This window comes from Micromonospora sp. ATCC 39149 (genome assembly GCF_000158815.1).
In the GTDB taxonomy this organism is placed as follows: Bacteria; Actinomycetota; Actinomycetes; order Mycobacteriales; family Micromonosporaceae; genus Micromonospora.
Genome location: NZ_GG657738.1, coordinates 3,538,591 through 3,562,957, shown reverse-complemented (window position 1 = coordinate 3,562,957; position 24,367 = coordinate 3,538,591). Strand labels below are relative to the sequence as shown.

Sequence of the window (24,367 nt, the reverse complement as noted above, 5' to 3'; positions counted from 1 at the left end):
ACCTCGCTGTGACATCGGGCCGCCGGGGTGTCGTCGCGCCGCCGCCCCTCGTGGGGACGGCCGACGGGCGACGCCGGACGGCCGGTGGTCCCTCCAGGGAACCAGAACACCTGGGGGTCAGGGCCGCAAGGTCCCTCACCTACTGGATCGAGCCCGGCCCGCCCACCCAGCGAGGTTGATCGAGAGACTTGCGTCGACGTCGCGGGTTCACGCCAGGGCGAACCTCTTGATCACCTACGCGTCGGGGCGGTCAGCGCATCCGGCCGACGATGCCCGTGTCGTAGTCGCCCGAAAGGAACTCCTCGTTCTCCAGCAGTTCCGCGAAGAAGGGGAGGTTGCACTTCGGGCCGGCCACCTCGAACGCGGCGACCGCCGCGCGGGCCCGCTCGACGGCCTCCGCCCGGTCCCTGCCGTTGACGATCAACTTGGCCAGCAGGCTGTCGTAGAACGGGGTCACGGTGTTGCCGGCGACGTAGCCGGAGTCGACCCGGACGCCCTCGCCGCCCGGCTCGCGCCACGTCGTGATCGCGCCGGGGCCGGGCAGGAAGCGCTTCGGGTCCTCGGCGTTGATCCGCAGCTCGATGGCGTGGCCGCGCGGGGCGAGCGCGTCCGGGTCGAACGTCGGCGGAAGGCCGGCGGCGACCCGTAGCTGCTCCTCGACCAGGTCCACGCCGTAGACCAGCTCGGTGACCGGATGCTCGACCTGGAGCCGGGTGTTCATCTCCAGAAAGAAGAACTCCTGCGTGGCGGGATCGAGCAGGCACTCGACCGTGCCCGCGTTGCGGTAGCCGACCGCCTCGCCGGCCCGCACGGCGGCGGCCAGGAACCGCGCCCGCAGCTCCGGCGACACCGCCGGAGACGGGGACTCCTCGACGAGCTTCTGGTTGCGCCGCTGCACCGAGCACTCGCGTTCGCCGAGCGCCACCACCCGGCCGTCGGCCAGGCCGAGGATCTGCACCTCGACGTGGCGTACCCGGGGAAAGTACCGCTCGATCAGCACCGATCCGTCGCCGAACATCCGCTCGGCGAACGCGCGCACCTTGTCGTACTCGGTGCGCAGCGCGGCCTCGTCGGCGGCCACGCCCATGCCCATGCCGCCGCCGCCCGCCGCGGCCTTGACCATCACCGGGTAACCGATCCCGGCGGCTGCGGCGACCGCCGCGTCGAGGTCGGCGGCCGGCTCGGTGGTGCCGGCTGCGACCGGCACCCCGGCCGCCGCCATCAGGTTCCGGGCGTTGATCTTGTCGCCCATCGCGGTGATCGCGTCCGCGCCGGGTCCGACCCAGATCAGCCCGCTGCGCTCGACGGTACGGGCGAAGTCGGCGTTCTCCGACAGGAAGCCGTACCCGGGATGGATCGCCTGCGCGCCGGTCGCTTTGGCGGCGGCGAGAATGGCCTCGACGTTCCGGTAGCTCTGGGCCGGGTTGGCCGGGCCCACGCAGACCGCCTCGTCGGCCTCGGTCACGAACGGCAGGCCGGCGTCGGCCTCCGAGTGGACCGCGATCGCGCGGATTCCGAGCCGGTTCGCGGTTCGGATGATCCGACGGGCGATCTCGCCGCGGTTGGCCACCAGCAGCGATTCGATCATGTTCTCCTCCAGCGTCCAGGGGTGGGGACGATGCCAGGGAACCATGGGTGACGGGTCGTCCACGAGTCAAGCCTCGGCTATCGGCTCAGGTGTCGGGCCAGCGGCTCAGGCGTCGGCCTCGGCGAGCAGGGCGGCCAGGGTGGCGGCGCGCAGCAGGGCGGCCCGCCGCTGCCGGTCCACCTCGCCGCCGAGGAACGGCGTCGAGTTCATCAGGCCGAAGGCGGCGTGCGCCAACACCCGCGCCTCGCCGTCGGGCAGGCTCGGGTGCAGCGCGGTCAGCACCGTCACCCACTGCTCCACGTAGAGCCGCTGGAGCCGACGGATCCGGCGACGCGGCTCGTCCGGCAGCCGGTCCAGCTCGTGCAGGTGCAGGGCAATCACGGCCGGGTTGGCCAGCGCGAACTCGACGTGGAAGTCGATCAGCGACTCCAGCGCGCCGCGCGGGTCGTCGGGGTGGCCGGCGGCGCGCTCCCGCCCGCCGTCGAGCAGCCCCTCGCTGACCGGAATCAGCGCGGCGGCCAGCATCGCCTCCTTGCCGGCGAAGTGGTGGTAGAGGGCCGGGCCGGTGACGCCCGCCGCCGCGCCGATGTCGTCCATCGACACGCCGTGGTAGCCCCGCGCGGCGAAGAGCCCGACCGCGATCTCCAGGATCTCGTCCCGTCGCGACCGCCGTCGCCCACTGCCAGCCACGCCGCCCGCCGACCCCCGTGCCCGCTGTTCCACCGTCACCGGGCAAGCGTAGACCTGGCGCGGTTCGGGACGTCGCCTCGGTTACCCGTCGGTCGCCCCACCGGCCGCCCGGCCGGGCACCACCGCCGGTCGGGCCGCCGTCAGTCGTCGTCGTCGCCGGCCAGGCCGTGCTCCGCACGGACCGCCGCCGCCTCGTCCGGACGGCCCAGTTCGTCGAGCACCCGGGCGAGCAGCCACGCGGCCTGGGCCGCCGGACGGGAGCCCGGGGGCAGGCCGCCGAGCACCTCCCGCAGCAGCGGCTCCGCCTCGCCCGGCCGGCCGGCGCGCACCAGCAGTTCGCAGCCGAGCAGCTCCACCCGGGCCGCCTCGCCGAACGCCTCGATCGACCGCAGCCGGGCCGGCACCCCGGCCAGCCGGTCCAGCCCTTCAGCCGGCCGGTCGTCGGAGGCCAGCACCCGGGCCCCGGCCTCGGCCGCGAGCCCCACCTCGTACGTCACCACCGGCGGCTGCTCCGGCCGACCGGTCAGCGCGGCGGCGAGCCCGTCCACCACCTCGACGGCGCGGACCGCCGCCGGCACGTCCCCGGACCAGTTCAGGGCCTCCGCCTCCCGGCGGCGGGCGCGCAGCTCGTCGACCAAGCGCCCCGGCCAGCCGGTACGCGGCAGCCGCCTCGGCGAACCGCTGCGCGGCCAGCGCGTCCCGGTCGGCGTCGTAGAGCAGGCCGCCGGCCTCCTCCAGCACCTGCGCCCGGTGCGGCAGGTTGTCCGGCCCGTCGAGGTTGCGGGCGAGCTGGTCGAGCAGAACCAACGCCGGGTCCAGTTCCCCGAGGTCGACGTAGATCCCGGCCAGCAGGTGCCGGCAGCGGTCCGCCTCGGCCTGCGCCCCGAGCCGGTCCAGCCCGAGCACCGCCTCCTCCGCCACCTCGGCCGCCTCCGCCGCCCGCCCGGCAACCCGGTACGCGTTCGCCAGCTCCCAGCGAAGGAAGGCGTCCCCGTCGGCGCCCTGCTCCACGCAGAGGGTCACCGCCTCGGCGAAGTCCTCCACCGCCTCGGCCGCCCGGTCCGCGCCCAGCAGGGCCCGCGCCCGGAACACCCGCACCGGCAACCGGGCCTGCGCCGGGGCCGTCTCCAATGCCTCGTCGCAGGCGGCCACCCGCTCGGCCGGGTCGTCCGTCGCCCGCGCGTACGCCAGGGTGGCGGCGGTGACCAGCTCACCCACGCCCACCTCCCGGGCAAGCCGGCGGGCCAGCTCGGCCGCCGCCCGGAACTCCGCCGGCCGCTCCAACTCCTCCAGCACGTGGGCGCGGTGCAGCGCCACCCGGGCGGCCAGCCACGGGTCGCCGTCGGCCTCGGCTGCGGCCCGATCGGCGGCGACCAGCGCCTCCTCCCAGCGCTGTAGGTGCGCCAGCGCGAGGGAGAGCCGGTCGTACGCGGCAGCCCGCTCCCGGACGTCGCCGTGCCCGGCAAGGAAGTCCGCGGAGCCTCGCGCCAGCGCCAGCCCCTCCTCGCCGTCGCCGGTCAGGCAGAGCAGAACCCCGAGCCGGCCGGCGACCACCTGCTCCCGGACCTCGTCCGACAGCTCCCGGTACGCGGCCAGCGCCGCCCGGTTCGCCTCCTGCGCCGCCTGCGGGCCGTCGGCGTCGGTCAGCTCGCCGACCCGCAGCTCCAGCCGCCGAGCCGCCGTCCGGGCCGGCTGACCGCTCGCGCCGAACCGCCCGTCGTAGGCGGCCAGCGCGGCGGCGAACCCCGCACGGTCGTGCGTACGCCAGCAGTCGTCGGCCAGATCGAGCAGCTCGTCGGCGGTGGCCTCGGCCGGCACGGTCACCGCCGGGGCCGGGGCCGCCGCCAGCTCCGGCGGCCGGGCCGGGCGATTGCGCAGGCTGGCCGACAGCGGCAGGTGCTCGCCGGGCCCGGTGGCCAGCCGCCGGGCGACCCACTCCGACTGGTGGGCCGTGCCGTTGCGGGCGTCGAACCGCTCGGCCAGCGCGGTAGCCGTGGCGGCCAGCTCGGCGGCGAGCGCGGCGGCGGACACCTCGCCCGCCGGACGGTCGCCGGCCGCCCGCCGGTGCAGGGCGACGTCGCCGGCCTCGGCCGCGCGGCCCAGCGCGGCCGAGGCCGCCGCCGCGAAGTGCATCGCGGCGGCCGGGGTGGGCGCGCGATCCAGCCAGTCCAGGTGCCGCTCGACGATCTCCACGGCCCGCGCCTCGTTGCCGGTCAGCGTGCAGAACTCGACGTGGTCGCCGATGTCCCACAGGTCCGACAGGTTGCCCCGCAGCCGCCGGTACGCCTCCCGGTGCGCGTCCCGCGCCGCATCGGCCCGACCCGTGCGCAGGTACGGCACCAGCAGCGCGGTGAGGATCGCCTGCGGCTGCTCCGTACAGGTCAGCCGGCCGGCGAGGACCGGCTCGGCCAGCGCCACCGCCTCGTCGTGCCGGCCGACGTCGGCGAGGTGGGCGACCTGGGTGGTGGGGTCGCAGCCGGCGCAGTCGGACAGCTCGTCTCGCGGGGCGGTCAGCCACTCCCGGTACCACCGCTCGGCGGCCTCGGCGTCGCCCACGTGGTCGGCCACCAGGTAGCGGTGCTTGTGCACGGCCTGGAGGCTGTGCCCCGCGTCGGCGTACCGGCGCTCCATGTCGTCGAGCACCGCGTACGTGCGGTCCAGCGGCAGCTCGGGAAACTTCAGCATGGCGTTGACCATGTACTTGAAGTGCCAGAGGAGCTGGTGGGCGTAGCGCTGGTGGTAGGGCTGCGGGTCCCGGTCGAACTCGGCCAGGCACCAGGAGAAGGTGACGAAGGACTTGGCCGGCTCGCCGCCGTAGACGTACCCCGTGGTGGCCTGCATCCGGACGGCGAACGCCAAGTGCCGGTCGTCACCGCCGTCTGCGCGGCGCAGCAGTTGCTCCAGCGCGGCCGTGCGCCCGACGCCGTACGGCATGCCGGTGCTCTCGTGCAGCATCCGCCACAGTTCGTCGTCACTCATCGGCGACCCTCACTCCCGTCCCGGTACGGCCCGGCCGAGCAGGCCGAGGAAGGAACTGTTCAGCAGCGCGGCGTCGGCCGCGCGGATGGGGTGGTGCCCGAGTAGCAGGGCCTGCCCGTACAGCGCCTCGACGGCGAGCCCGACCAGCTCCGGGTCGTCGAGGGTGGTGACCCGGCGGACCAGCGGGTTGCGGTGGTTGAGCACCAGTTGCGGGCGGTCGGGCGGGGCGGACGCGGCGAGCGCGTCGAGCACCCCGCCCCACAGCTCGTCGGCCCGGTCCCGGGTGGCGGCGAGCTGGTCGTTGAACGCCGCCGACCGGCTGACCAGGTAGAGCGCGGGCAGCGACACCGGGTCGTACGCCCGCATCACCACCTCGCAGCCGAGCCGTTCCAGCGCCCGCTGCGCCCCGGCGAGAAACGGCCGCAGGGCCAGCTCCACGGCCGGGTCGAGGGCGTCGAAGCGGGTGGTCAGGTCGCTGGGCTCCAGCCGCTCGATGAGCACCGACCGGTCCACCGTCGGCAACCGCTCGATCAGCTCGGCGTCGTACGTGTACCCGGCGTTGACCACCGCGAGGTCCTGCGCGGCGGCGACGGCGGCGAGCTGGCGGAACTCGTCCAGGCTGGCGGCGTACCGGAGCAGTCCGTGACGCCGCCGGAACTCGGCCAGGGTGAGGGTGCCCACGTTCGTCTCCATCGGCCACCACTGGTCGACCAGGCGCAGCATCTCGTCGTCGTGCACGGCGAGCGCCTTCACGCCGAGGTGGTGCACCTGGAGGAACTCGGCGAGCCGGCGTGGGTCGTGCCGGGCCAGCCGGACCAGCCAGCCGCGCACCTGCTCGCCGATGGCGTCCCGGGTTGCGGTGAGCAGGGTGTCCTCGTAGAGCGCCTCGCGACTGGCGGTGGGTCGCAGCTCGCTGGCGTCCACCACGCAGTGGGCGAAGAACGCCCAGTCGGGCAGCAGCCCGTCGGCGTGCTCGGTGAGCAGCATCCGCTTGAGGTACACCCGGTGCCCGGCCCGCGCCGCCGGGTTCACCGGGGTCGGCAGGATGAACGCGACGCCGGTCAGGCCGGCCTCGGGCACCGACAGGGGCACCACGTCGAACGGTTCGACGCCGAGGAGCTGCCGGGCGTACCGGGTCAGGGCCGGACGGTCGAGGCCCGTACCCGGGGCGGTCGGCCAGGGCGGCTCGCCCGTGGTGGTGACCACGTCGCCGACCCGGACGGTGACCGGCAGCAGCGACCCGTACAGCCGGGCCAGCTCGGTGACGGTCGCGGTGGCGAACCACTGGTCGGCGGCGCGGCGCGGCACCAGCGTCACGGTCGTCCCGGGCTCCACGCGCTGTTGCCCGGCCGGCGCGGCCTCGACGGCGTACCGGCCGTCGGCGTACCCCGTCCAGAGGACGGTCGGCTCGCCGGCGTGCCGGGTGACGACGCGGATCTCGTCGGCCACCAGGAAGCAGGAGAGCAGCCCGATGCCGAACTGACCGAGGAACTCGTGCCGGGAGAAGCCCAGCTCGTCCCGCTTGGAGCTGCGGCCGATGGTGGCCAGCAGCTCGTGCACCTGGGCCTCGGTGAGGCCGATGCCGCTGTCGTGCACCCGCAGCGTCCCGTCGGCGGTCAGCTCCGGCGGCTCGATGCGCACCAGAGCCGGAGCGTCAGGCTCGCTCGCCCGGCGCGCGGTGATCGCGTCCACGGCGTTCTGCATGAGCTCACGGATGTAGACCCGTGGGCTGCCGTACAGATGATGGCTGAGTAGATCGACCACGCCTCGGAGGTCGACCTGGAAGGTGCGGTCCAACGCTGCTGCTCCCCGGTCCGATGCCGGCAGCTCACCGTACCGGTGATCACCGACGCGTGGCTGCCCCCGTCACCCCGGGAACAACGAGGCCCGGACCGCCCAACCAAATTGTGGGTCGCCGGGCGTCTGCCTATTGACGGGCGCAGGCGCCCCGGCCGGGGGGAGCGCATGGGACCGACGACAGCCGACGACAGACGCGACAGCTTCGTCGCCTTCGTCGAGCGCCACCAGGACCAGTTGCTCCGCGCGGCGTACCTGATCTGCGGAAACCGGCACCAGGCCGAGGACCTGCTCCAGGACGCGCTGATCAAACTCGCACTGCGGTGGCCCTCGGTGCGCGACGGCGACCCGGCCGCGTACGTCCGGGTGATCCTCTACCGCGACGCGGTGTCGTGGTGGCGGCGTGGCCGCCGGGAACGACCCAGTGAACACCCGCCCGAGCAGGTGGCCCTCGACGGCGACGGAGCGCTGCGAATCGCGCTGCACGACGCGCTGGGGCAGTTGCCGCCCCGCCAGCGCGCGGTCGTCGTGCTGCGCTACTTCGAGGACTTGACCGAGGCGGGCACGGCCGAGGTGCTCGGCGTCACCGTCGGCACCGTCAAGAGCCAGTGTCATGCGGCCCTACGCCGGTTACGCGAGGTGGCTCCGGAACTCGGCCGGGACGACGACCTTAACGACGGATTGGCGGTGAATCGATGAAGGAGCAGCAGCTACGCCGGTTGCTGACGGTCGCCACCGAGGACATCCGGCCGACCCGGACTGCGATGGATGCCTGGCAGCGGGCCGGCCGGACCCAGCGCGCCCGACGCGCCGCCGGTGCCGTCGCCCTGGCCGTCGTCCTGGCCATCGCCCTGGTCACCGGCGGGACACTGCTGGCCCTGCGGCACTCCGCCGGGCTGCCCCCGGCGGACCCCGCCTCCGCCGCGCCTGGCCCGACGGCCCCGGTCACTCCGGTGCCGGACACCGCACCCGTGCGGCGGATGCCGGCCGACCTGGCCTACCCGGGTGACCCGCTCGGACGGATCGGCGACCCGGCCACGGTGCCGCTCTCCCGCCGCCCGGTCCGCCGGGCGCTGGCGCTGGCGCAACCGGTCGACCCGGACACCGGAGTCGCAGGCCAGATCCGGGTGCTCGGCGACGACGGCACGGTGCGCGCCCTCGACGTGGTCACCCTCGCCCCGACCCGGGACGCCGACGGCAACGAGGCGGTGCCGCTCAAGACCGGAAGCCTCTCCCCGGACGGCCGGTTCGCGGCGTTCGCGCAGACCGGCGCGGTACTGGTGGTCGACCTGACCACCGCCGCCGTCCGGAGACTGCCGCTCGCCGGCTACCTGGAACACGTCGTCTGGTCGGGCGGCCGACTGCTGGTCGGCGACGACCGGAACACCTACCTGCTCGACCCCGGTACGGGCACCGCCGACCAGATCGCCGTCTCGCCCTGGGGCCTGGTGACCCCGGACCCCGCCGCCCCGGGCGGAATGCTCGTCGAGGTCACCGGCGTCCGGGACCGCCTCACCCTCCGCACCAGGTCGGTGCCGGACGGCACGATACGCACGCAGCACCCGGTCCGCAGCGCGGAGCCGGTGCTGCCGTACCAGATCGTCGAGTTCTACGGCCGTGGCTGGCAGCGGGGCGACCGGGTGGCCCGGTCCGGTTGGATCGCCAACGGCGGCGCGGACGGGATCGAGGGGGTGGCCGTGCTGGACAGCCGGACCGGCTCGGTGACCCACCTGCTCGACCTGGGCCGGGACCGGTGGAAGGGCTGTTGTGAGGTGCAGGGCTGGGAATCCGACGGGACCGTGCTGCTCCGGACGCAGCCCGGCGGGCTGATCCGCTGGCGACCCGACACCGGCGAGGTCACCGGGGTGGTCCGAAAGCTGACCGGGGTGATCTCGCTGGCCGGCTGACCGACGGGCCAGCAGGCCAGCGAGCCGGGTCAGCCGCGCGGGTCAGCGGGTCAGCCGCGCGGGTCAGCCGGTCAGTCGGGCGGGTCAGCCGGTCAGGCCGCCGGGCTGGTCGCCCTTCACGACGGGTGCCCGGACCAGGTTGCCCCACTCGGTCCAAGAGCCGTCGTAGTTGCGCACCTGCGGGTAGCCGAGCAGGTGGCGCAGCACGAACCAGGTGTGGCTGGACCGTTCGCCGATCCGGCAGTACGCCACCACGTCGTCGGACGGGCTCAGCCCGAGTTGGTCGGTGTAGATGACGCGCAGCTCGTCGGCGGAACGGAAGGTGCCGTCGTCGTTCGCGGCCGACTTCCACGGCTTGTTCACCGCGCCCGGGATGTGCCCGCCACGCAGCGCACCCTCCTGCGGGTAGTCCGGCATGTGCAGCATCTCACCGGTGTATTCGCCCGGCGAGCGCACGTCCACCAGCGGCCGGCCGGCGGCGACGTGCGCCATCACCTGCTCCCGGTACGCCCGGATCGGCGCGTCGTTACGCTCCGGCACCGGGTACGCGGCACGCGGCCGGGCGACCTTCTCCCGGGTCAGCTCCCGCCCCTCGGCGACCCACTTCTGCCGGCCGCCGTCGAGCAGCCGCACGTCCGCGTGCCCGAAGAGCGAGAAGACCCACAGCGCGTACGCCGCCCACCAGTTGAAGTTGTCGCCGTAGAAGACGACGGTGTCGTCACGGCCGATGCCCTTGACGGCGCACAACTCGGCGAAGCTCGCCGCGTCCAGGTAGTCCCGGCTCACCTGGTCGTTCAGCTCGGTGTGCCAGTCGACCTTCACGGCGCCCGGAATGTGCCCGGTGTCGTAGAGCAGCACGTCCTCGTCGGACTCGACCACGACGAGGCCCTCGTCGCCCAGGTGCTCGGCCAGCCACTCGGTGGTGACGAGCCGCCGCGGGTCCGCGTACGACTGGAGGCGGGGATTCGGATCACTCGGCACCGGCATGACCCCAAGGTACGCCGCTGCCGGGCAGCCGGGGCACGGTCAGGCGCGGCGGTGCACGAGCCGGCCGGCCACCACCGTGGCGACGCAGCTCCCGTCCTCGGCGAAGACGGCCAGGTCGGCCCGGCCGCCGGTGACCAGCGCGGCCGGGCGTACGGACGTGAGCAGCGCGACCCCGTTGCGGACGGCGGCGGCGCGCAGCCCCGGGTCGGTCACGTGGGCGGCGAGCACGGCGGCGGCCCCGAGCCGGAACAGGGCGTGCACCCGTTCGCGCGGGGTGGCGGCGGGTGGCAGCGGCCCGTCGTGCACCAGCGCGGGCCCGAGCACGCCCGGCCACCGCCGCACCCGCACCCCGGGGTACGCGGCTGCCAGCTCGTCCGGCGACGCCACCGCCTCGATCCGGTCCCCGGTCACCAGCACCGCCGCGTCGGCGACCGGCCGGTCGCCGGGAGCGAGCCGGAGCAGCGGCGCGGCGTGGATGGTCCGCACGTCAGTCGGTAATCGAGCCGAGCACCGGCCGCTTCGCGGTGACGGTGTCGCCGGACGACCGGCCGGTCAGCCGGCGCTTGATCCACGGAGCCAGGTGTCGGCCCGCCCAGCGCAGGTCAGCGGCGCGGGCGGCCAGCCACGGCGTCGGCGCGGGGTGCGGCGGAACCAGCAGCCATTCCTCGTCGCAGCCGACCCCGAGCGCGGTCAGCACCTGCCCGGCGACCCTCCGGTGCCCGGCCGCCGACAGGTGCAGCCGGTCGGTGCTCCACAGCATCGGGTTGAGGAAGGTGTCGTCGGCGTAGAGGTCGACCAGGATCGCGCCGTGCCGCTCGGCGGTCTCCCCGACAGCCCGGTTGAGCAACTGCACCCGGGGAGCGACGAGACGCTGACCGGGCAGCCGCGCCATCACGTCGGCGAACCGGAACAGCAGCACGTCCGCGCCGCCGGAGCGGAGCTTGCGCACCACGTCGTCGAAGCGGGCCGCCAACGCGTCCGGGTCGAACGTGCGGCGCAGCACGTCGTTGCCGCCGGCCGCGAAGCTGATCAGGTCGGGCTTCATCGCCAGCGCGGCCGGCACCTGCTCGGCCACCACGTTGGGAAAGAGTCGACCCCGGATCGCCAGGTTCGCGTACCGGAAGTCGGGGCCGACCCCGGCGGCGAGCCGGGTGGCCACCAGGTCCGCCCACCCCCGGTAGGTCCCGTCCGGATACGCGTCGTCCATGCCCTCGGTGAAGCTGTCCCCCACCGCCACGAAACTGCGCCAGCGCACGCCGTCTCCCTCACGCCTCCGTTGCCTGCGGCGACCAGTTTGTCACCGGCCGATGCCCGCCCGCCGCCACCCGCCGGCGAAGGTGGCCGTGGTCATCGGCACGCCCGCGCGGCAACCGGCCGGACCGGCAGCCCGCAGGTGTCCCCCTGGGTGATCGGCCGGCGACCGGCGAATCGGATCGTGACACGGTGTCGCCGGCCGTACGCTGCGCTGATGTTGTTGCGCATGTCGACCCTGCTGCTCCGAACCCTGCGCGAGGACCCGGCGGACGCGGAGGTACCGAGCCACCGGCTGCTGCTGCGTGCCGGGTACATCCGCCGCGCCGCGCCGGGCGGCTACACCTGGCTGCCGCTGGGCAAGCTGGTGCTGGACCGGGTGACCGACGTCGTCCGGGGCGAGATGACCGCCATCGGCGACCAGGAGGTGCACTTCCCGGCGCTGCTGCCGGCCGAGCCCTACCGGACCAGCGGCCGGTGGACCGAGTACGGCGACGACATCTTCACCCTGGCCGACCGCCGGGGTGCCGAGCACCTGCTCGCCCCGACCCACGAGGAACTGGCCGCGCTGCTGGTGAAGGACCTGTTCACCTCGTACCGGGACTTCCCGGTGACGCTGTTCCAGGTGCAGACGAAGTTCCGCGACGAGGCCCGCCCCCGGGCCGGGCTGCTGCGCGGGCGCGAGTTCCTGATGAAGGACGCGTACTCGTTCGACCTGGACGACGCTGGCCTGACCGCCGCGTACGAGCGGCACCGGGCGGCGTACCAGCGGATCTTCGACCAGCTGGGGCTGGAGTACGCGGTGGTGCGCGCGACGTCCGGGGCGATGGGCGGGTCGGCGTCGGAGGAGTTCCTGGCCGCCACGCAGGTCGGCGAGGACACCTTCGTCGGCTGCACCGCCTGCGATCACGCCGCCAACACCGAGGCCGTCGTCACCCGAGCCCTGGCGGTCGGCGACCCCGACGCGCACCCGGCGTCGGCCGTGCACGACACCCCGGAGACGCCGACCATCGCCTCGCTGGTCGAGCTGGCCAACGCCCGCCGACTTGCCGGCCGCGCCGACTGGACGGCCGCCGACACCCTGAAGAACATCGTGCTGACCGTACGCCGGCCCGGCGCGGCCGAGCCCGAGCTGCTGGTGGTCGGCCTGCCCGGGGACCGCGAGGTGGACCTGAAGCGGGTCGGGGCGGCGCTCGCCCCGGCCACCGTGGCGGTCTTCGACGACTGGGCCGCCCACCCGGAGCTGGTACGCGGGTACATCGGGCCGCAGCTACTGGCCAAGCTGGGCGTCCGGTACCTCGTCGACCCCCGGGTCGTCACCGGGACAGCCTGGCTGACCGGTGCCAACGAGCCGGGTCGGCACGCCACCGACGTGGTCTGCGGCCGGGACTTCATCCCGGACGGGACCGTCGAGGCGGCCGAGGTGCGCCCGGGTGACCCCTGCTCCGCCTGCGGGGTCGGCACCCTGACCATGCGGCGCGGGATCGAGGTGGGGCACATCTTCCAGCTCGGCCGCCGCTACACCGACGCGTTCACCGTCGACGTGCTCGGCCCGGCCGGCAAGCCGGTCCGCCCCACCATGGGCTGCTACGGCATCGGGGTGTCCCGGGCGGTCGCCGCGATCGCCGAACAGCACCACGACGAGCGGGGCCTGGTGTGGCCGGCGGCGGTCGCGCCGTGCGACGTACACCTGGTGGCGGCCGGCAAGGGGCCGCAGCTCGACGCGGCGCTGGACCTCGGCACGCGGCTCGCCGCTGCCGGCCTGCGGGTGCTGGTCGACGACCGCACGCACGTCTCCGCCGGGGTGAAATTCACCGACGCCGAGCTGATCGGCCTCCCGCGCGCCGTCGTGGTCGGCCGCCGCCTCGCCGACGGGTACGTCGAGCTGCGCGACCGGGCCACCGGCGAGCGGACGGAGTTGCCGGTGGCCGGGCTGGTCGACCGGCTGCGCGACGAGGCACTGCGCGCCCGGGGAGATCTGGTGTAGCGAGCGGCGCACCGGGTACCGGTTACCGAATCGGCACAGGTGTATTCGGAGGCCCCAATGACCGGTTACCGGGTCAGCGACGTGATGACCAAGCAGGTGGTCTACCTGCCCGCAGAAACCACTCTGGACGAGGCGGCCAGGGTGATGAAGGAGTCGGACATCGGCGACGTGGTGGTAACCGACGGCGCGACCCTCGCCGGCATGCTGACCGACCGCGACATCGTGGTCCGGGCGGTGGCCGAGCGCAGCGATCCGGCCGCCACCACGATCGGCTCGATCGTCACCCGGGAGGTGGTGATGATCGAGCAACACTCGACCGCCGGGGAGGCGGCCGCGTTGATGCGGGAGCGCGGTATCCGGCGCGTCCTGGTGTGCGACAGCGAGCGCAAGCTCGTCGGCATCGTCTCCCTCGGCGACCTGGCCATGCAGCTCGACCCCAACTCCGCCCTCAGCGACATCAGCGAGCAGGCCCCGCAGAGTTGAGCAAGGAGGGGCCCCTTCTTAACGCCTCCAATAGAGGAGGGGCCCCTTGTTAACCAGCGACAGACTGACGGGGCACCCGATCGACCGCCGGTAGCCTGACGGGATGCCCGAGATGCCGACCAAGCTCGCCGAGATCGTCGACGAGTTCGCCGCAGCACCCCGCGAGCTGGTGCTGGAGATGCTGCTGGAGTACGCCGACGTCATCCCGCCGCTGCCCGAGGAACTCGCCGGCCGGGAGGGCATGGAGCAGGTCCCCGAGTGCCAGACGGCGTTCTTCCTGCGCGCCGAGGTGAACCCGGACCGGACGGTGGCCACCTGGTTCGACTGCCCGCCGGAGGCGCCTACCACGCGCGCCTTCGCCGGCATCCTCGCCGAGGGGCTGGCCGGGGCGAGCGCCGAGGAGACGCTCGCCGTGCCGGACGACCTCTACCAGCGGATGGGGCTGGCGCAGGCGATCAGCCCGCTGCGCGTCCGGGGCGGCACCGCCATCCTGGCCCGACTCAAGCGCCAGGTCCGGGAACAGATCTCCTGATCAACGGGTTGTCGGTGGTCATGGAGATCGAGATCTACGCCGACGTCGTCTGCCCCTGGTGCTGGATCGGCAAGCGCCGGCTGGAACAGGCGCTGGAGTCGTACGACGGTGAGGTGACCGTCCGGTACCGGCCGTTCCAGCTCGACCCGACGCCGGTTTCCGAGCCGAAGCCACTGGTGGAGGCGCTGGCCACGAAGTTCGGCGGCCGGCAGCGGGCCGAGGGAATGGTTACCCAGGTGACCGGGGTCGCCGCCGGCGTGGGGCTAGACATGCGCTTCGACCGCGCCGTGCACGCCAACACCTTCGAGGCGCACCGGCTGATCCGGTTCGCCGCCGAGCGGGGCCGCTCCGCCGAGCTGGTGGAGGCGCTCTACCGGGCGCACTTCTCCGACGGCATCGACGTCGGCGCGAGGGACGCCCTGGTCAAGCTGGCCACCGAGGTCGGCCTCGACGAGACCGAGGCTCGGGAGTACCTGGAGTCGAACCTCGGCCGCCGCGAGGTGGCGGCCGAGTTGGCCGCCGCGCGCGAGCTCGGCGTCTCCAGCGTGCCGACCTTCGTGCTGGCCGGGAAGTACGCCGTCACCGGCGCCCAGGAGCCGGAAACCCTGCTCGCCGCCCTGCGCGAGGTCGAACAGCGGGAGTCCTGACCGCGCCGGGTCGCGATCCGAGAGCGAACGATCGACGTCGATCACGTTCCACGTGAAACGACATCGGTCTACGTCGTGGGCTGGGCGAACCTGGCCAGCCCCTCCACCACCCGGGCACCGGGGAGCGCACCGAGCGCCGGCCCGGGCAGTGCGATCTTGCCGTGCCGCACGCCGGAGCCGACGATCACGTACGGGGTGGCGACCACCCGCGCGTCGACCAGGATCGGCCACTCCTCGGGCAGCCCGATCGGGGTGATCCCGCCGTACTCCATGCCCGTCAGCTCGACCGCCTCGGCCATCGGGGCGAAGCTCGCCTTGCGTACGTCCAGCGCCCGGCGGGCCACCCCGTTGACGTCGGCGCGGGTGGTGGCGAGGACGACGCAGGCGGCGTACCGGGTCTCGCCCTCGCGTTTACCGGCGACCACGACGCAGTTCGCCGACACGTCCAGCCCCACCTCGTACGCCGCACAGAACGCGGCGGTGTCCGCCAGGCCAGCGTCGATCGGCGCGACCAGCACATGATCGACGTCCACCGGCGCGCTGGCGGGCCACCGCCCGATCGCGGCGGCCACCGGGGGCGCCAGCAGGTCCGGTCGACTCCGGGCGGGCTCGGTCTTCAGCGTTCCCATCACGGCTGCGATCCTCGCACCCCCCGCAGCCGTCCGCTCGCGTGACGCCACCGGGAAGCGGACCGCGCCTTCGGAAGGCCGACTGCCGCCTACCACCGGGCCGGCTGCCGCCTGCCGGGGCCGGGCCGCTTGCCGCCTGCCGGGGCCGGGCCGCTTGCCGCCTGCCGGGGCCGGGCCGCTTGCCGCTGCCGCTGCCGCCGCCGCGCCGCGCCGACTGCCGCCGCCGGGCGGGCCGGTGACGTCACCGAGGGGCCGGCCCAGCCCCGTGCCCGGGCCAGCCCCTCGGTGCATCCCCGCCCGGGGCGGGTCCGGTCCCGGCGGGACCGGTGGCAGGTCAGCCGTTCGCGACGAACGGGTTCTCCCGGACGAACGTCCGGTCCTGCGCGGCGGCGACCTCCTGGGCGCGTAGCAGGCCGGGCCGGCGCGCCTCCAGGTCTTCGAGGGCGTGCCGCACGGCGAGCCGGATCACCCCGTAGAGGAAGACGAAGCCGGCGACGTAGAGGATCACGGTGGAGACGAGGACCAACATGGCGTCACGGTAGGCAGACGTCGAACGGGGAAACTTCTCATCTACCGCCGGGTCCCCCGTACGTGGCGGCGAGGTAATCCGCCCACGTACGGGTGCCCGTCGGGTTCGCGGTGGTGGTGAGGCCGCCCGCGCGCAGGGCCCGTCCGAGCCGCCCCGGCAGGCGCGCCGGCGGCAGCGGGCGGCGGTTACCCGCCGCCATGTCGCCGACATTGCGCCATCGTGAGGGCCGGACACCGCCATTTCGCCGACATTGCGGCTCAACGCGGCTCCACGCGGCTCGACCCCGCTCAACCCGGCCAGCCCTACCGCGCCGCCGGCCCGCCGGGAACCACCCGGCCGGCGAGTAGGACGCCCAGCCCCGCCAGGCCGGCCGCCAGCACCAGGGTCACCGCGTAGCTCGATTGGCCGGGAGCGGTACCCGCCGCGAGCACCGCGCCGGTCAACGCCAGCACGGTCGCCGCGAAGAGCGAGTCGCCCAGTTGAAGGGAGGAACTGTTGCGGCCCTGCTCGCCGGGGGCGGACAGTTCCAGGGTCAGCGCCGACAGCGACGGGTAGAGCAGACCCATCCCGAGCCCGGTGGCAGCCCAGCCGAACACACACACCGGCAGCGGCACCGCCGGCCACACCGCGAGCGCCACAGTGGCAGTACCGCCGGTGATGCAGGCGAGCCCGGCGCGAACCAACGTCGCGGAGGACCGGGGCGCGAAACGGCCCAGGAGCCCGAATGCGGAACCGCCCCGAAAGCCGGACGCGAAACGGCGGCGGAAGGTAAGTGCGGTGCCGGGCGCGACCGAGTCCGGTACGACCGAGCCGGGGGCGGGTAGCCGGCCCTGCAACCAGGATCCGACCGACCAGGAGAGCGCGCCGACGGTGAGGACCAGGCCCGCGCCGGTCGGCGGGAGCCCCCGTTCCCGGGAGAGCATCAGCGGGATGACCACGTCGGCACCGGCGAACGCGGCCGAGGCCAGCCCGCGCAGCCCGACCACCGTCGGTAGTCCCCGGCCGGCCCGCAGGAAGCCGGCCGGCAGCAGGCGCGGAGCGCAGCAGAGCAGGCCGGCGAGCGCGCCACCCACCAGACCGACCGCGAGCGCGCCGCGCTGCTGCCCCCCGTAGTGCAGCAGTGCGGCGCTCACCGCCGCTCCGCAGGCCCAGCCGATGCGGGCCGCCGCGCCGGCCGACGGACGAGTCGCCGCGGGCGGTTCGAGGGTCCGCAGGCCGGGCTGGACGAGCAGCACCGCCGGCACCGCCACCGCCGGCACCGCCAGGAAGACCCACCGCCAGCCGAGGTGTTCGACGACCAGACCGGCCAGCACCGGGCCGACCAGTGACGGTACGACCCACGCCGCCGCGAACGCGGCGAAGATCCTCCGGTGCAGCGCCTCCGGATACGCCCGCCCCACCACGACGTAGAGCGCCACCGACAGCAGGCCCGAACCGAAGCCCTGCACCATCCGGCCCACCACCAGCACGCCCATCGTCGACGCCGTGCCGGCGACGAGCAGCCCGGCCACGAACCAGCCCACCCCGTGCCATACGGGTGCCCGGGGGCCGCGAGCGTCGCACCACACCCCGGAGACCACCATCCCCACCACACCGAAGGCGAAGGTGCCGCCGAACGCGAGCCCGTACAGCGGTAGCCCGTCGAGGCTGCGGGCGACGGTCGGCATGGCGGTGCCTACGGCCAGCGCCTCGAAGGCCAGCAGCGACACCAGGGCCACCACGCCCACCGTCATGGCGCGCAGCCTGGGAGCGAACAGGTGCCCCGGAACGGCCGGGGGCGCGACGGCGGTCACCGCCGGCCGATCGGACGGAACATCCACGCCGGGGGCCGAGCCGGGCGCTCCCGGCGACGCCCACCGGTCGGTCGCTCCCGGCTCGCCTCGGCCCTCAGCAGTTCGATCAGCATGCAGCCAGCCTGCGACCTCAACCCGCATTCAGGTCAAGCCGGTCGTGACGGGGCTCTCGCGCCGCGCGATCGCCCACCGGGCCCGGCGAACAGCCGACGGCACCCTGCCGTGAGCCGGCGGGCGCACCGGCCGTGAGCCGGCCGATCAGGCCGATTCCAGCGCCTCCCCGATTCCCTTCGCCAGCCCGGACAGGTGCTGGTCGGCGAGCAGGTGACCGGCGGTGATGACCAGTGCGAGCGGCCACTCGATGATCTGGAGCGCGGCGAGCACCCCGAGGCCCGCGTAGTAGGCGACCTTGTCCGGCGGCGGCACGGCTACCTCCCCCAGCATCGGCACCTCCATCCGGCGGCTGTACGTCCGTACCGTCTCGTGCACCCCGCTGAGGTGTCGCGTGATCGTGCTCATTCCCGGCCTCCCAGTCCGTCGCGCTGGCGATGACCCGAGCCGCGTTCCACCAGCAGACCCGTCCATGCCCGCAGCGGCGGGCAAACCTGGCCCATGGCAGCGGAAGAACTTCCCCGACGAAGGGGGCATGACGTCCGGGCGGGCGGGAAGTCAGCACGCCGGAACCGAGCGCGGGAGGCGAGATGGCGTATGGCGGGAGCAGCGGCGGCGGCACCGGGCAAACCGGCCGGCGGCGCTCCGGCCGTACCGCCTGATGACCTCGCTGGGCCGGTTGGCCGGCCGCCTCCTGCCGTCGGTGACGATACCCCTGGTCGGTGACGCGTCCCGGACGGTGCCGCACCTGGTGGGGGACGCCTCCCGGACCGTCGGCAGCGCCGCGACCCGGCTGGCCCGGGCGGCCGGCCTGACCAGTCGGCGGGTCTGGTCCCGGCCGGGCCGCCACCACATCGAGGTGCACGGCGTCTGCCAGGACGGTGGGGACCGGCTCGCCCGCCAGGTGGAAAAGGCGCTCGAACGGCTACCGGGGGTGGCCTGGGCCCGGGTGAACGCGCCGTCCGGACGGGTGGTCGTGGCCGTCGCGGAGCCGGAGCCGAGGCTGCGCGACCTCATCACCACGATCGCCCGCTGCGAACGCACCTGCGACCACGAGCCCGACCCGGAGATCCCGCCCCCGCACCCGCCAGAGGAGGGGCCACGCACCCCCCGTACCCTCGGCGCGCTGGCCTCGGACGCGCTCGGCCTGACCATCTCGGCGGCCACCCGGGTCCTGCCGTTCACCCCGGTTCCGGGTGAGGTGGCCGGCCTGCTCGCCGCCGTCGACCTGCACCCGAGGCTGCACGCCCTCGCCGACCGGGGACTGCGCGCCGACCCGCGCGCCGACGTCCTCTTCCCGCTCGCCGAGGCGGTCGTGCAGGGCCTCACCGGCGGCTGGGCCGGGATCGTGCTGGACGGCGCGCAGCGCGTCGTGCAGTGGGGCGAGGCCCGAGCCCAGCTCACCGCCTGGGCGAAAGCGGAGCCCCGGCTCACCGGCGACCCGGACCGGGCCGTCGCCCGGGTGCCGACAGCCAAACGCCCGAACCCGAAGCCGGACGGCCCCGCCGAACGCTTCGTCACCCGAATGCTGGCGGCGGGCGCGGCGGCCGGGGCGGTGGCGGTGCCGGTGGTCGGGGGCAAGCGGGCCGCCGCGCTCGGGCTCTCCAGCCTGCCCAAGGCGCCGGGCAGTGGCCGCGAGGGGTACGCCGCCCAACTCGGCCGGATGCTCGCCCGGCGCGGAGTGATCGCCATGGACCGCAGCGTGCTGCGGGAACTGGACCGGATCGACACCGTGGTGCTGGACGCCGCCGTACTCGGGTCGCAGCGGGCGGTGCTCGCCGACCTCGCCCCGCTGTCCGGGGCGGACACCGGGCAGGTGGCCGCCCGCGCCTTCGCGCTCTTCGACCCGGCCGCGCCGGATCGGGTGCGGCACGCCGACGGATGGCGGCTCGGCCCGCTGGACGCCGTCGACGCGACCGACCCGGGCGACACCGACGGCAGCCGGCGGCTGCGCGAAAGCGGCGGCAGGCTGCTCGGCCTCGCCCAGGCGGACCGCCTCGTGGCCCTGCTCCGGGTGGAGCCGGAACCCGCCCCCGGTGTGGACGCCCTGCCCACCGCCGCTCGGCAGGCCGGCCTGCGGCTGGTGGTCGCCGGCGACGACGACGGCCGGTACGCCTTCGCCGACGCCGTCCTGCCCGGCGGGCCACAGACCGTCGACACCGTACGCCGGCTGCAACGCGACGGCGCGGTGGTGCTGCTGCTCTCCGCCGACCGGGCGGCGCTGGGGGCCTCCGACTGCGGGCTCGGGGTGGCCGGCCCCGACGACCTGCCGCCCTGGGGCGCGCACCTGCTGGTCGGCACCAACCTGGGGACCGCCGCCCTGATCATCGAGGCCGCCGGGGTGGCCCGCCGGATGACCGCGCAGAACATCCGGCTGTCGATGGCCGGCACCGGGCTGGGGGCGCTCGGCGCGTTCACGGCCGACCCCCGGCAGCTACCGGGCCGGACGCTGGCCGCCGTCAACGGGGCCGCCGCCCTGGCCTTCCTGCACGGGATGTGGCGGGCGGGCCGGCTGCCGGACCGGGAGGATACGCCGCCGCCCGTACCGACCGCCTGGCACCTGATGCCGGCCGACGCGGTGCTCCGCCAGCTCGGCACCGGCGCGGACGGCCTGGACAGCGCCGAGGCGCACCGCCGCCTGGGCAGCCGCGCCGGGGGTGCGCCGGGACCGTCCAACCTGCTCCGCGCGTTCGTCGACGAACTGGCCAACCCGCTCACCCCCGTGCTCGCCGCCGGGGCGGTGCTCTCCGCGAGCTTCGGCTCGCTGGTCGACGCGGCCCTCGTCGGCGGGGTCGTCGGCGGGTCCGCGCTGGTCGGGGCGGTCCACCAGCGCAACACCGAGCGGTCACTGGCCGGGTTGCTGTCCCGTTCGGCGGTCACCGCCCTGGCCCGCCGCGACGGCGCGGAGCGGATTGTCGCCGCCGAGGAACTGGTCCCGGGTGACGTGATCGTGCTCGGTCCCGGCGACGCCGTACCGGCGGACTGCCGGGTCCTCACGACCGACGGGCTGGAGGCGGACGAGTCGTCGCTGACCGGCGAGTCGCTGCCGGTGGCCAAGTCCGCCGACCCGGTGGTCGCCGCCGCCATCGCCGACCGGCACTCCATGCTGTACGAGGGCACCACGATCGCCACCGGTCACGGTACCGCCGTCGTGGTCGCCACCGGCGCGGACACCGAGGCCGGACGCAGCCTGGCGCTGGCCCGGCAGTCGCCCCCGACCAGCGGGGTGGAGGCCCGGCTCGGCAGGCTGACCGGGGCGGCCGTCCCACTGGCCGCCGGGTCGGCGGTGGCGGTGGCCGGGGCGGGACTGCTGCACGGCGTACCCCTGGCCCAGACGGCGGCGACCGCCGCGAACCTGGCGGTGGCGTCGGTGCCGGAGGGCCTGCCGTTCCTGGTCAGCGCCGCCCAACTCGCCGCCGCCCGGCGGCTGGCCGAGCACGGCGCGCTGGTCCGCAACCCGCGCACCATCGAGGCGCTGGGCCGCGTCGACGTGTTGTGCTTCGACAAGACCGGCACCCTCACCGAGGGCAAGCTGCTGCTCGCCGGCGTCGGCGACGGCAGCGGCACCCGGTACGCCCCACCGGACCGGCTGGACGAGCCGCTGCGGCTGACCCTGGCCGCCGCGCTGCGCGCCACCCCAGCGGGCGACCCGGACGAGCTACCCCAGCAGACCGACCGGGCGGTACGCCGGGGCGCCACGGCGGCCGGCGTCGACGAGCGGGCCGGCGCTGACGGCTGGCGGGCGACGGGCGGCCTGCCGTTCGAGCCGTCCCGGGGCTACCACGCCACCGTCGGCCGGGCCGGCGACAGGCGGCTGCTCAGCGTCAAGGGTGCCCCGGAGACGGTGCTGCCGCGCTGCGCCGCCCGCCGCACCGCCGACGGCCACGACCAGCCGCTGGACGACGCCGGCCGGGACGAGTTGCACCGGATGCTCGCCGAGCGGGCCCGCGCCGGGCATCGCGTCCTGGCCGTCGCCGAACGCCGCGTCACCGGCGACACGGTGACCGACGACGGGGTGACGGAGCTCGTCTTCGTCGGCCTGCTGGCCCTCGCCGACGGGGTACGCGAGTCCGCCGCGCCCGCCGTCCGCCGGATCCGGCAGGCCGGCGTGCACACGATCATGATCACCGGGGACCACCCGGCGACGGCCGAGGCGATCGCCGCCACCATCAGCCCCGACCACGGCGCGCAGCGCGTGGCCACCGCCACCGACCTGGACCGGCTCGACGACGACGCGCTCGCCGAACGGCTGGCCCACACCGACGTGGTGGCCCGCTGCACCCCCACCCACAAGGTACGGATCATCCAGGCGCTACAGCGGAACGGGCGGACCGTGGCGATGACCGGCGACGGCGCCAACGACGCCCCGGCGATCCGGCTCGCCGACGTCGGCATCGCCCTCGGCCAGCGGGGCTCCCCCGCCGCCCGCGCCGCCGCCGACCTGGTGGTGACCGACGACCGACTGGAAACCATCATCGCCACCCTGGTCGAGGGGCGAGCCATGTGGTCGTCCGTCCGGCACGCGCTGAGCATCCTGGTCGGCGGCAACCTCGGCGAAATCGCGTTCAGCGTGCTGAGCGCAGCCAGCACCGGCCGGTCCGCGCTCAACGGACGGCAACTGCTCCTGGTCAACCTGCTCACCGACCTGGCGCCGGCGCTGGCCATCGCCGTCCGGCCGCCCGGCGACGGCCACGCCGACCACCTGCTCAGGGAGGGCCCGGACAGCTCGCTCGGCGAGACTCTGACCCGGGAGATAGCGCTGCGGGCGGCGTCCACCACGCTGGGCGCGACGGTGGGCTGGACGCTCGCCCGGTACACCGGACGACGACGCCGCGCCGGGACGGTCGCGCTCGCCTCGCTCGTCGGCACCCAGCTCGGGCAGACCGTGCTGGCCGGTGGCACCAGCCCGACGGTGCTCGTGTCGACGGCCGCCTCGGTCGGGGTGCTGGTGCTCGTGGTGCAGACGCCGGGGGTCAGCCAGTTCTTCGGCTGCACCCCGCTCGGGCCGGTCGGCTGGAGCATCGCCGCCGGCTCGGCGCTCGGCGCGACCCTAGCCAATGGCACCCTCACCCGCCTGCTCCGTAAGGAAGGGCCCCTTGTTAACGCCTCCGGTAGAGAAGGGTCCCCCTCTCACACCTGAGCCGGGCGGAGCGGCCCAGCGAGTGCGCGGGGCGGCGCACAAGGGGCGCAGGCGGCGGGGGTAGGCGTGGGGCCCTGGGGTGGTGGGCCGCATGGGGCGCGCACGGCGGGGTACGGGCGAACAGGCGCTGGAGGTGGCATTGATGATCAGGGAACAGCCCGAGGTCACGTTCGTCGGCACCGCGACGACGGTGCTGCGGGTCGGCGGGTTCACCCTGCTCACCGACCCGAACTTCCTGCATCGCGGGCAGCGGGCGTACCTCGGCAGGGGACTGTGGTCACGTCGGCGCACCGACCCGGCGCTGGAGATCGCCCAACTGCCGGCGCTGGACGCGGTCGTCCTGTCCCACCTGCACGGCGACCACTTCGACCGGGTGGCCCGCCGGGAACTCGACAGGGAACTGCCGATCGTCACCACTCCCTCGGCCGAACGCAAGCTGCGCCGCTGGGGATTCCGCGCGGCCGAGGGCCTGCCGACGTGGCGTACCCGGGAACTGCGCCGCGACGGCAGCACCCTGCGGCTGACCTCGATGCCCGGCAAGCACGGACCCGGCGCCGTCGATCTGCTCCTGCCCGACGTGATGGGCACGATGATCGACCTGGAGCGCAACGGCACCCGCCGGTTCCGGCTCTACGTGACAGGCGACACACTCAACCGGCCGCTGCTCGCCGAGATCCCACAGCGGTACCCGGACATCGACGCCATGCTTATCCACCTCGGCGGCACCCGGATCGCCGGCGTCCTGCTCACCATGGACGCCAAACAGGGCGTCGACCTGACCGAACTGGTGCAGCCCCGGCTCACCGTGCCGATCCACTACGACGACTACCCGGTGTTCCGCTCGCCCCTCGGCCACTTCCTCGCCGAGGCCCGGCGACGCGGCCTCGGCGACCGGATCCGGACCATCCGCCGTGGCGAGACCCTTCCCCTCGCCCCGGCGGCGGTCACCGACGGCTCCAATCCCGCCCCGCCCGCCTGACAACACCCCAGCCCACGACGACCCACCCGATCGAGGGCCCACCCCGGCGGGTCGCGCTCGTCTAGTCGGGCGCGCTCCGAGATCGCCTCGACGAGATAACCCGCCGGGTGCTCCGGCAGCGACCGGTCCACGACGGGGACGGCCATGATGCCGACGAAATCGTGCCCGTCGATGACCGACAGCCGGCGTACCCTGTGCTCGCCCATCGTGCGCAGGATCTCCGCGACGTCGTCGGCACCGATGGTCACCGCCTGGCCCTGGGCCCGCTCGCCAGCGGTCGTGCGGTCGGCATCGGCGCACACCTCACTTCGGAGGTCGTTGCCGGTTCTCCTACCCCG

Annotated in this window: 20 protein-coding genes; 8 read left to right on the top strand and 12 right to left on the bottom strand. The window is 74.7% G+C overall.

All coding sequences use genetic code 11. From position 1 onward, the window contains the following. Window positions 1-250 precede the first annotated feature (250 nt). The 5 genes from MCAG_RS15105 to MCAG_RS15090 form a co-directional block, all read right to left on the bottom strand. Window positions 251-1,588, bottom strand: coding sequence for an acetyl/propionyl/methylcrotonyl-CoA carboxylase subunit alpha (locus tag MCAG_RS15105; RefSeq protein ID WP_036373545.1), 1,338 nt, complete (start codon window positions 1,586-1,588; stop codon window positions 251-253). Window positions 1,589-1,693: 105 nt separating this feature from the next. Further along, a complete protein-coding gene (locus MCAG_RS15100) occupies window positions 1,694-2,317 on the bottom strand; it encodes a TetR/AcrR family transcriptional regulator (protein WP_036373542.1) in 624 nt (207 codons plus the stop codon). A gap of 101 nt (window positions 2,318-2,418) precedes the next feature. Beyond that, window positions 2,419-2,778 (bottom strand): tetratricopeptide repeat protein, encoded by a 360-nt coding sequence (locus MCAG_RS34850; RefSeq protein WP_232290184.1) that lies wholly within the window; start codon window positions 2,776-2,778, stop codon window positions 2,419-2,421. Then, window positions 2,705-5,257 carry a hypothetical protein gene (locus tag MCAG_RS35925; protein WP_007073854.1) on the bottom strand — a complete coding sequence of 851 codons (2,553 nt, stop codon included), beginning with the start codon at window positions 5,255-5,257 and terminating at the stop codon, window positions 2,705-2,707. The genes MCAG_RS34850 and MCAG_RS35925 overlap by 74 nt, the downstream gene beginning before the upstream one ends. Window positions 5,258-5,266: 9 nt before the next feature. Beyond that, window positions 5,267-7,054: an HSP90 family protein gene (locus MCAG_RS15090; RefSeq protein WP_036373540.1), complete on the bottom strand. Its 1,788-nt coding sequence runs from the start codon at window positions 7,052-7,054 to the stop codon at window positions 5,267-5,269. A gap of 168 nt (window positions 7,055-7,222) precedes the next feature. Here MCAG_RS15090 and MCAG_RS15085 point away from each other — a divergent pair, with 168 nt between their 5' ends. Beyond that, window positions 7,223-7,753 (top strand): SigE family RNA polymerase sigma factor, encoded by a 531-nt coding sequence (locus tag MCAG_RS15085; RefSeq protein WP_007073852.1) that lies wholly within the window; start codon window positions 7,223-7,225, stop codon window positions 7,751-7,753. After that, the gene (locus tag MCAG_RS15080) at window positions 7,750-8,961 is read left to right on the top strand and encodes a hypothetical protein (protein WP_007073851.1); all 1,212 of its coding nucleotides are present in this window, start codon (window positions 7,750-7,752) and stop codon (window positions 8,959-8,961) included. The genes MCAG_RS15085 and MCAG_RS15080 overlap by 4 nt, the downstream gene beginning before the upstream one ends. A gap of 84 nt (window positions 8,962-9,045) precedes the next feature. On the opposite strand, the gene MCAG_RS15075 is transcribed toward MCAG_RS15080, so the two are convergent. Genes MCAG_RS15075 through MCAG_RS15065 form a run of 3 tightly spaced genes read right to left on the bottom strand, consistent with a single transcriptional unit; the run spans window position 9,046 to window position 11,203 of the window. Then, window positions 9,046-9,948 (bottom strand): sulfurtransferase, encoded by a 903-nt coding sequence (locus MCAG_RS15075; protein WP_007073850.1) that lies wholly within the window; start codon window positions 9,946-9,948, stop codon window positions 9,046-9,048. Window positions 9,949-9,987: 39 nt separating this feature from the next. Continuing rightward, complete coding sequence (locus tag MCAG_RS15070; protein WP_007073849.1) at window positions 9,988-10,434, bottom strand: hypothetical protein; 447 nt, start codon at window positions 10,432-10,434, stop codon at window positions 9,988-9,990. A 1-nt stretch (window position 10,435) separates the two neighbouring features. Then, a complete protein-coding gene (locus tag MCAG_RS15065; RefSeq protein WP_007073848.1) occupies window positions 10,436-11,203 on the bottom strand; it encodes an SGNH/GDSL hydrolase family protein in 768 nt (255 codons plus the stop codon). Between the two features lie 213 nt (window positions 11,204-11,416). On the opposite strand from MCAG_RS15065, the gene MCAG_RS15060 reads away from it, so the two are divergent. The 4 genes from MCAG_RS15060 (at window position 11,417) to MCAG_RS15045 (ending at window position 14,848) form a co-directional block, all read left to right on the top strand. After that, complete coding sequence (locus MCAG_RS15060) at window positions 11,417-13,186, top strand: proline--tRNA ligase (protein WP_036373536.1); 1,770 nt, start codon at window positions 11,417-11,419, stop codon at window positions 13,184-13,186. Between the two features lie 57 nt (window positions 13,187-13,243). Continuing rightward, window positions 13,244-13,669, top strand: a complete 426-nt coding sequence (locus MCAG_RS15055; RefSeq protein WP_007073846.1) for a CBS domain-containing protein — start codon at window positions 13,244-13,246, stop codon at window positions 13,667-13,669. A 103-nt stretch (window positions 13,670-13,772) separates the two neighbouring features. Next, window positions 13,773-14,201, top strand: coding sequence for a SufE family protein (locus MCAG_RS15050; protein ID WP_007073845.1), 429 nt, complete (start codon window positions 13,773-13,775; stop codon window positions 14,199-14,201). Window positions 14,202-14,221: 20 nt separating this feature from the next. Further along, a complete protein-coding gene (locus tag MCAG_RS15045) occupies window positions 14,222-14,848 on the top strand; it encodes a DsbA family oxidoreductase (protein ID WP_036377217.1) in 627 nt (208 codons plus the stop codon). A 68-nt stretch (window positions 14,849-14,916) separates the two neighbouring features. On the opposite strand, the gene MCAG_RS15040 is transcribed toward MCAG_RS15045, so the two are convergent. From MCAG_RS15040 to MCAG_RS15025, 4 genes are all read right to left on the bottom strand, one after another. Continuing rightward, on the bottom strand, window positions 14,917-15,477 hold the full coding sequence (locus MCAG_RS15040) for a YbaK/EbsC family protein (protein ID WP_007073843.1): 561 nt from the start codon (window positions 15,475-15,477) through the stop codon (window positions 14,917-14,919). A gap of 334 nt (window positions 15,478-15,811) precedes the next feature. Then, the gene (locus tag MCAG_RS15035; protein WP_007073842.1) at window positions 15,812-16,006 is read right to left on the bottom strand and encodes a hypothetical protein; all 195 of its coding nucleotides are present in this window, start codon (window positions 16,004-16,006) and stop codon (window positions 15,812-15,814) included. Window positions 16,007-16,308: 302 nt separating this feature from the next. Continuing rightward, window positions 16,309-17,739, bottom strand: a complete 1,431-nt coding sequence (locus MCAG_RS15030; RefSeq protein WP_157548516.1) for an MFS transporter — start codon at window positions 17,737-17,739, stop codon at window positions 16,309-16,311. A gap of 318 nt (window positions 17,740-18,057) precedes the next feature. After that, a complete protein-coding gene (locus MCAG_RS15025; protein WP_036373530.1) occupies window positions 18,058-18,318 on the bottom strand; it encodes a hypothetical protein in 261 nt (86 codons plus the stop codon). Between the two features lie 253 nt (window positions 18,319-18,571). Here MCAG_RS15025 and MCAG_RS15020 point away from each other — a divergent pair, with 253 nt between their 5' ends. Both MCAG_RS15020 and MCAG_RS15015 read left to right on the top strand, forming a co-directional pair. After that, window positions 18,572-23,050: a cation-translocating P-type ATPase gene (locus MCAG_RS15020; RefSeq protein ID WP_007073838.1), complete on the top strand. Its 4,479-nt coding sequence runs from the start codon at window positions 18,572-18,574 to the stop codon at window positions 23,048-23,050. Between the two features lie 142 nt (window positions 23,051-23,192). Further along, window positions 23,193-24,029: an MBL fold metallo-hydrolase gene (locus tag MCAG_RS15015; protein WP_007073837.1), complete on the top strand. Its 837-nt coding sequence runs from the start codon at window positions 23,193-23,195 to the stop codon at window positions 24,027-24,029. Window positions 24,030-24,367 lie beyond the last annotated feature (338 nt).

Bases quoted from the DNA above. Each gene is read 5' to 3' on its own strand.
- MCAG_RS15105 (WP_036373545.1), bottom strand. From the start codon at position 1,588: ATGATCGAATCGCTGCTGGTGGCCAACCGCGGCGAGATCGCCCGTCGG.
- MCAG_RS35925 (WP_007073854.1), bottom strand. From the start codon at position 5,257: ATGAGTGACGACGAACTGTGGCGGATGCTGCACGAGAGCACCGGCATG.
- MCAG_RS15085 (WP_007073852.1), top strand. From the start codon at position 7,223: ATGGGACCGACGACAGCCGACGACAGACGCGACAGCTTCGTCGCCTTC.
- MCAG_RS15080 (WP_007073851.1), top strand. From the start codon at position 7,750: ATGAAGGAGCAGCAGCTACGCCGGTTGCTGACGGTCGCCACCGAGGAC.
- MCAG_RS15075 (WP_007073850.1), bottom strand. From the start codon at position 9,948: ATGCCGGTGCCGAGTGATCCGAATCCCCGCCTCCAGTCGTACGCGGAC.
- MCAG_RS15060 (WP_036373536.1), top strand. From the start codon at position 11,417: ATGTTGTTGCGCATGTCGACCCTGCTGCTCCGAACCCTGCGCGAGGAC.
- MCAG_RS15055 (WP_007073846.1), top strand. From the start codon at position 13,244: ATGACCGGTTACCGGGTCAGCGACGTGATGACCAAGCAGGTGGTCTAC.
- MCAG_RS15050 (WP_007073845.1), top strand. From the start codon at position 13,773: ATGCCCGAGATGCCGACCAAGCTCGCCGAGATCGTCGACGAGTTCGCC.
- MCAG_RS15045 (WP_036377217.1), top strand. From the start codon at position 14,222: ATGGAGATCGAGATCTACGCCGACGTCGTCTGCCCCTGGTGCTGGATC.
- MCAG_RS15040 (WP_007073843.1), bottom strand. From the start codon at position 15,477: ATGGGAACGCTGAAGACCGAGCCCGCCCGGAGTCGACCGGACCTGCTG.
- MCAG_RS15035 (WP_007073842.1), bottom strand. From the start codon at position 16,006: ATGTTGGTCCTCGTCTCCACCGTGATCCTCTACGTCGCCGGCTTCGTC.
- MCAG_RS15030 (WP_157548516.1), bottom strand. From the start codon at position 17,739: ATGACGGTGGGCGTGGTGGCCCTGGTGTCGCTGCTGGCCTTCGAGGCG.
- MCAG_RS15025 (WP_036373530.1), bottom strand. From the start codon at position 18,318: ATGAGCACGATCACGCGACACCTCAGCGGGGTGCACGAGACGGTACGG.
- MCAG_RS15020 (WP_007073838.1), top strand. From the start codon at position 18,572: ATGACCTCGCTGGGCCGGTTGGCCGGCCGCCTCCTGCCGTCGGTGACG.
- MCAG_RS15015 (WP_007073837.1), top strand. From the start codon at position 23,193: ATGATCAGGGAACAGCCCGAGGTCACGTTCGTCGGCACCGCGACGACG.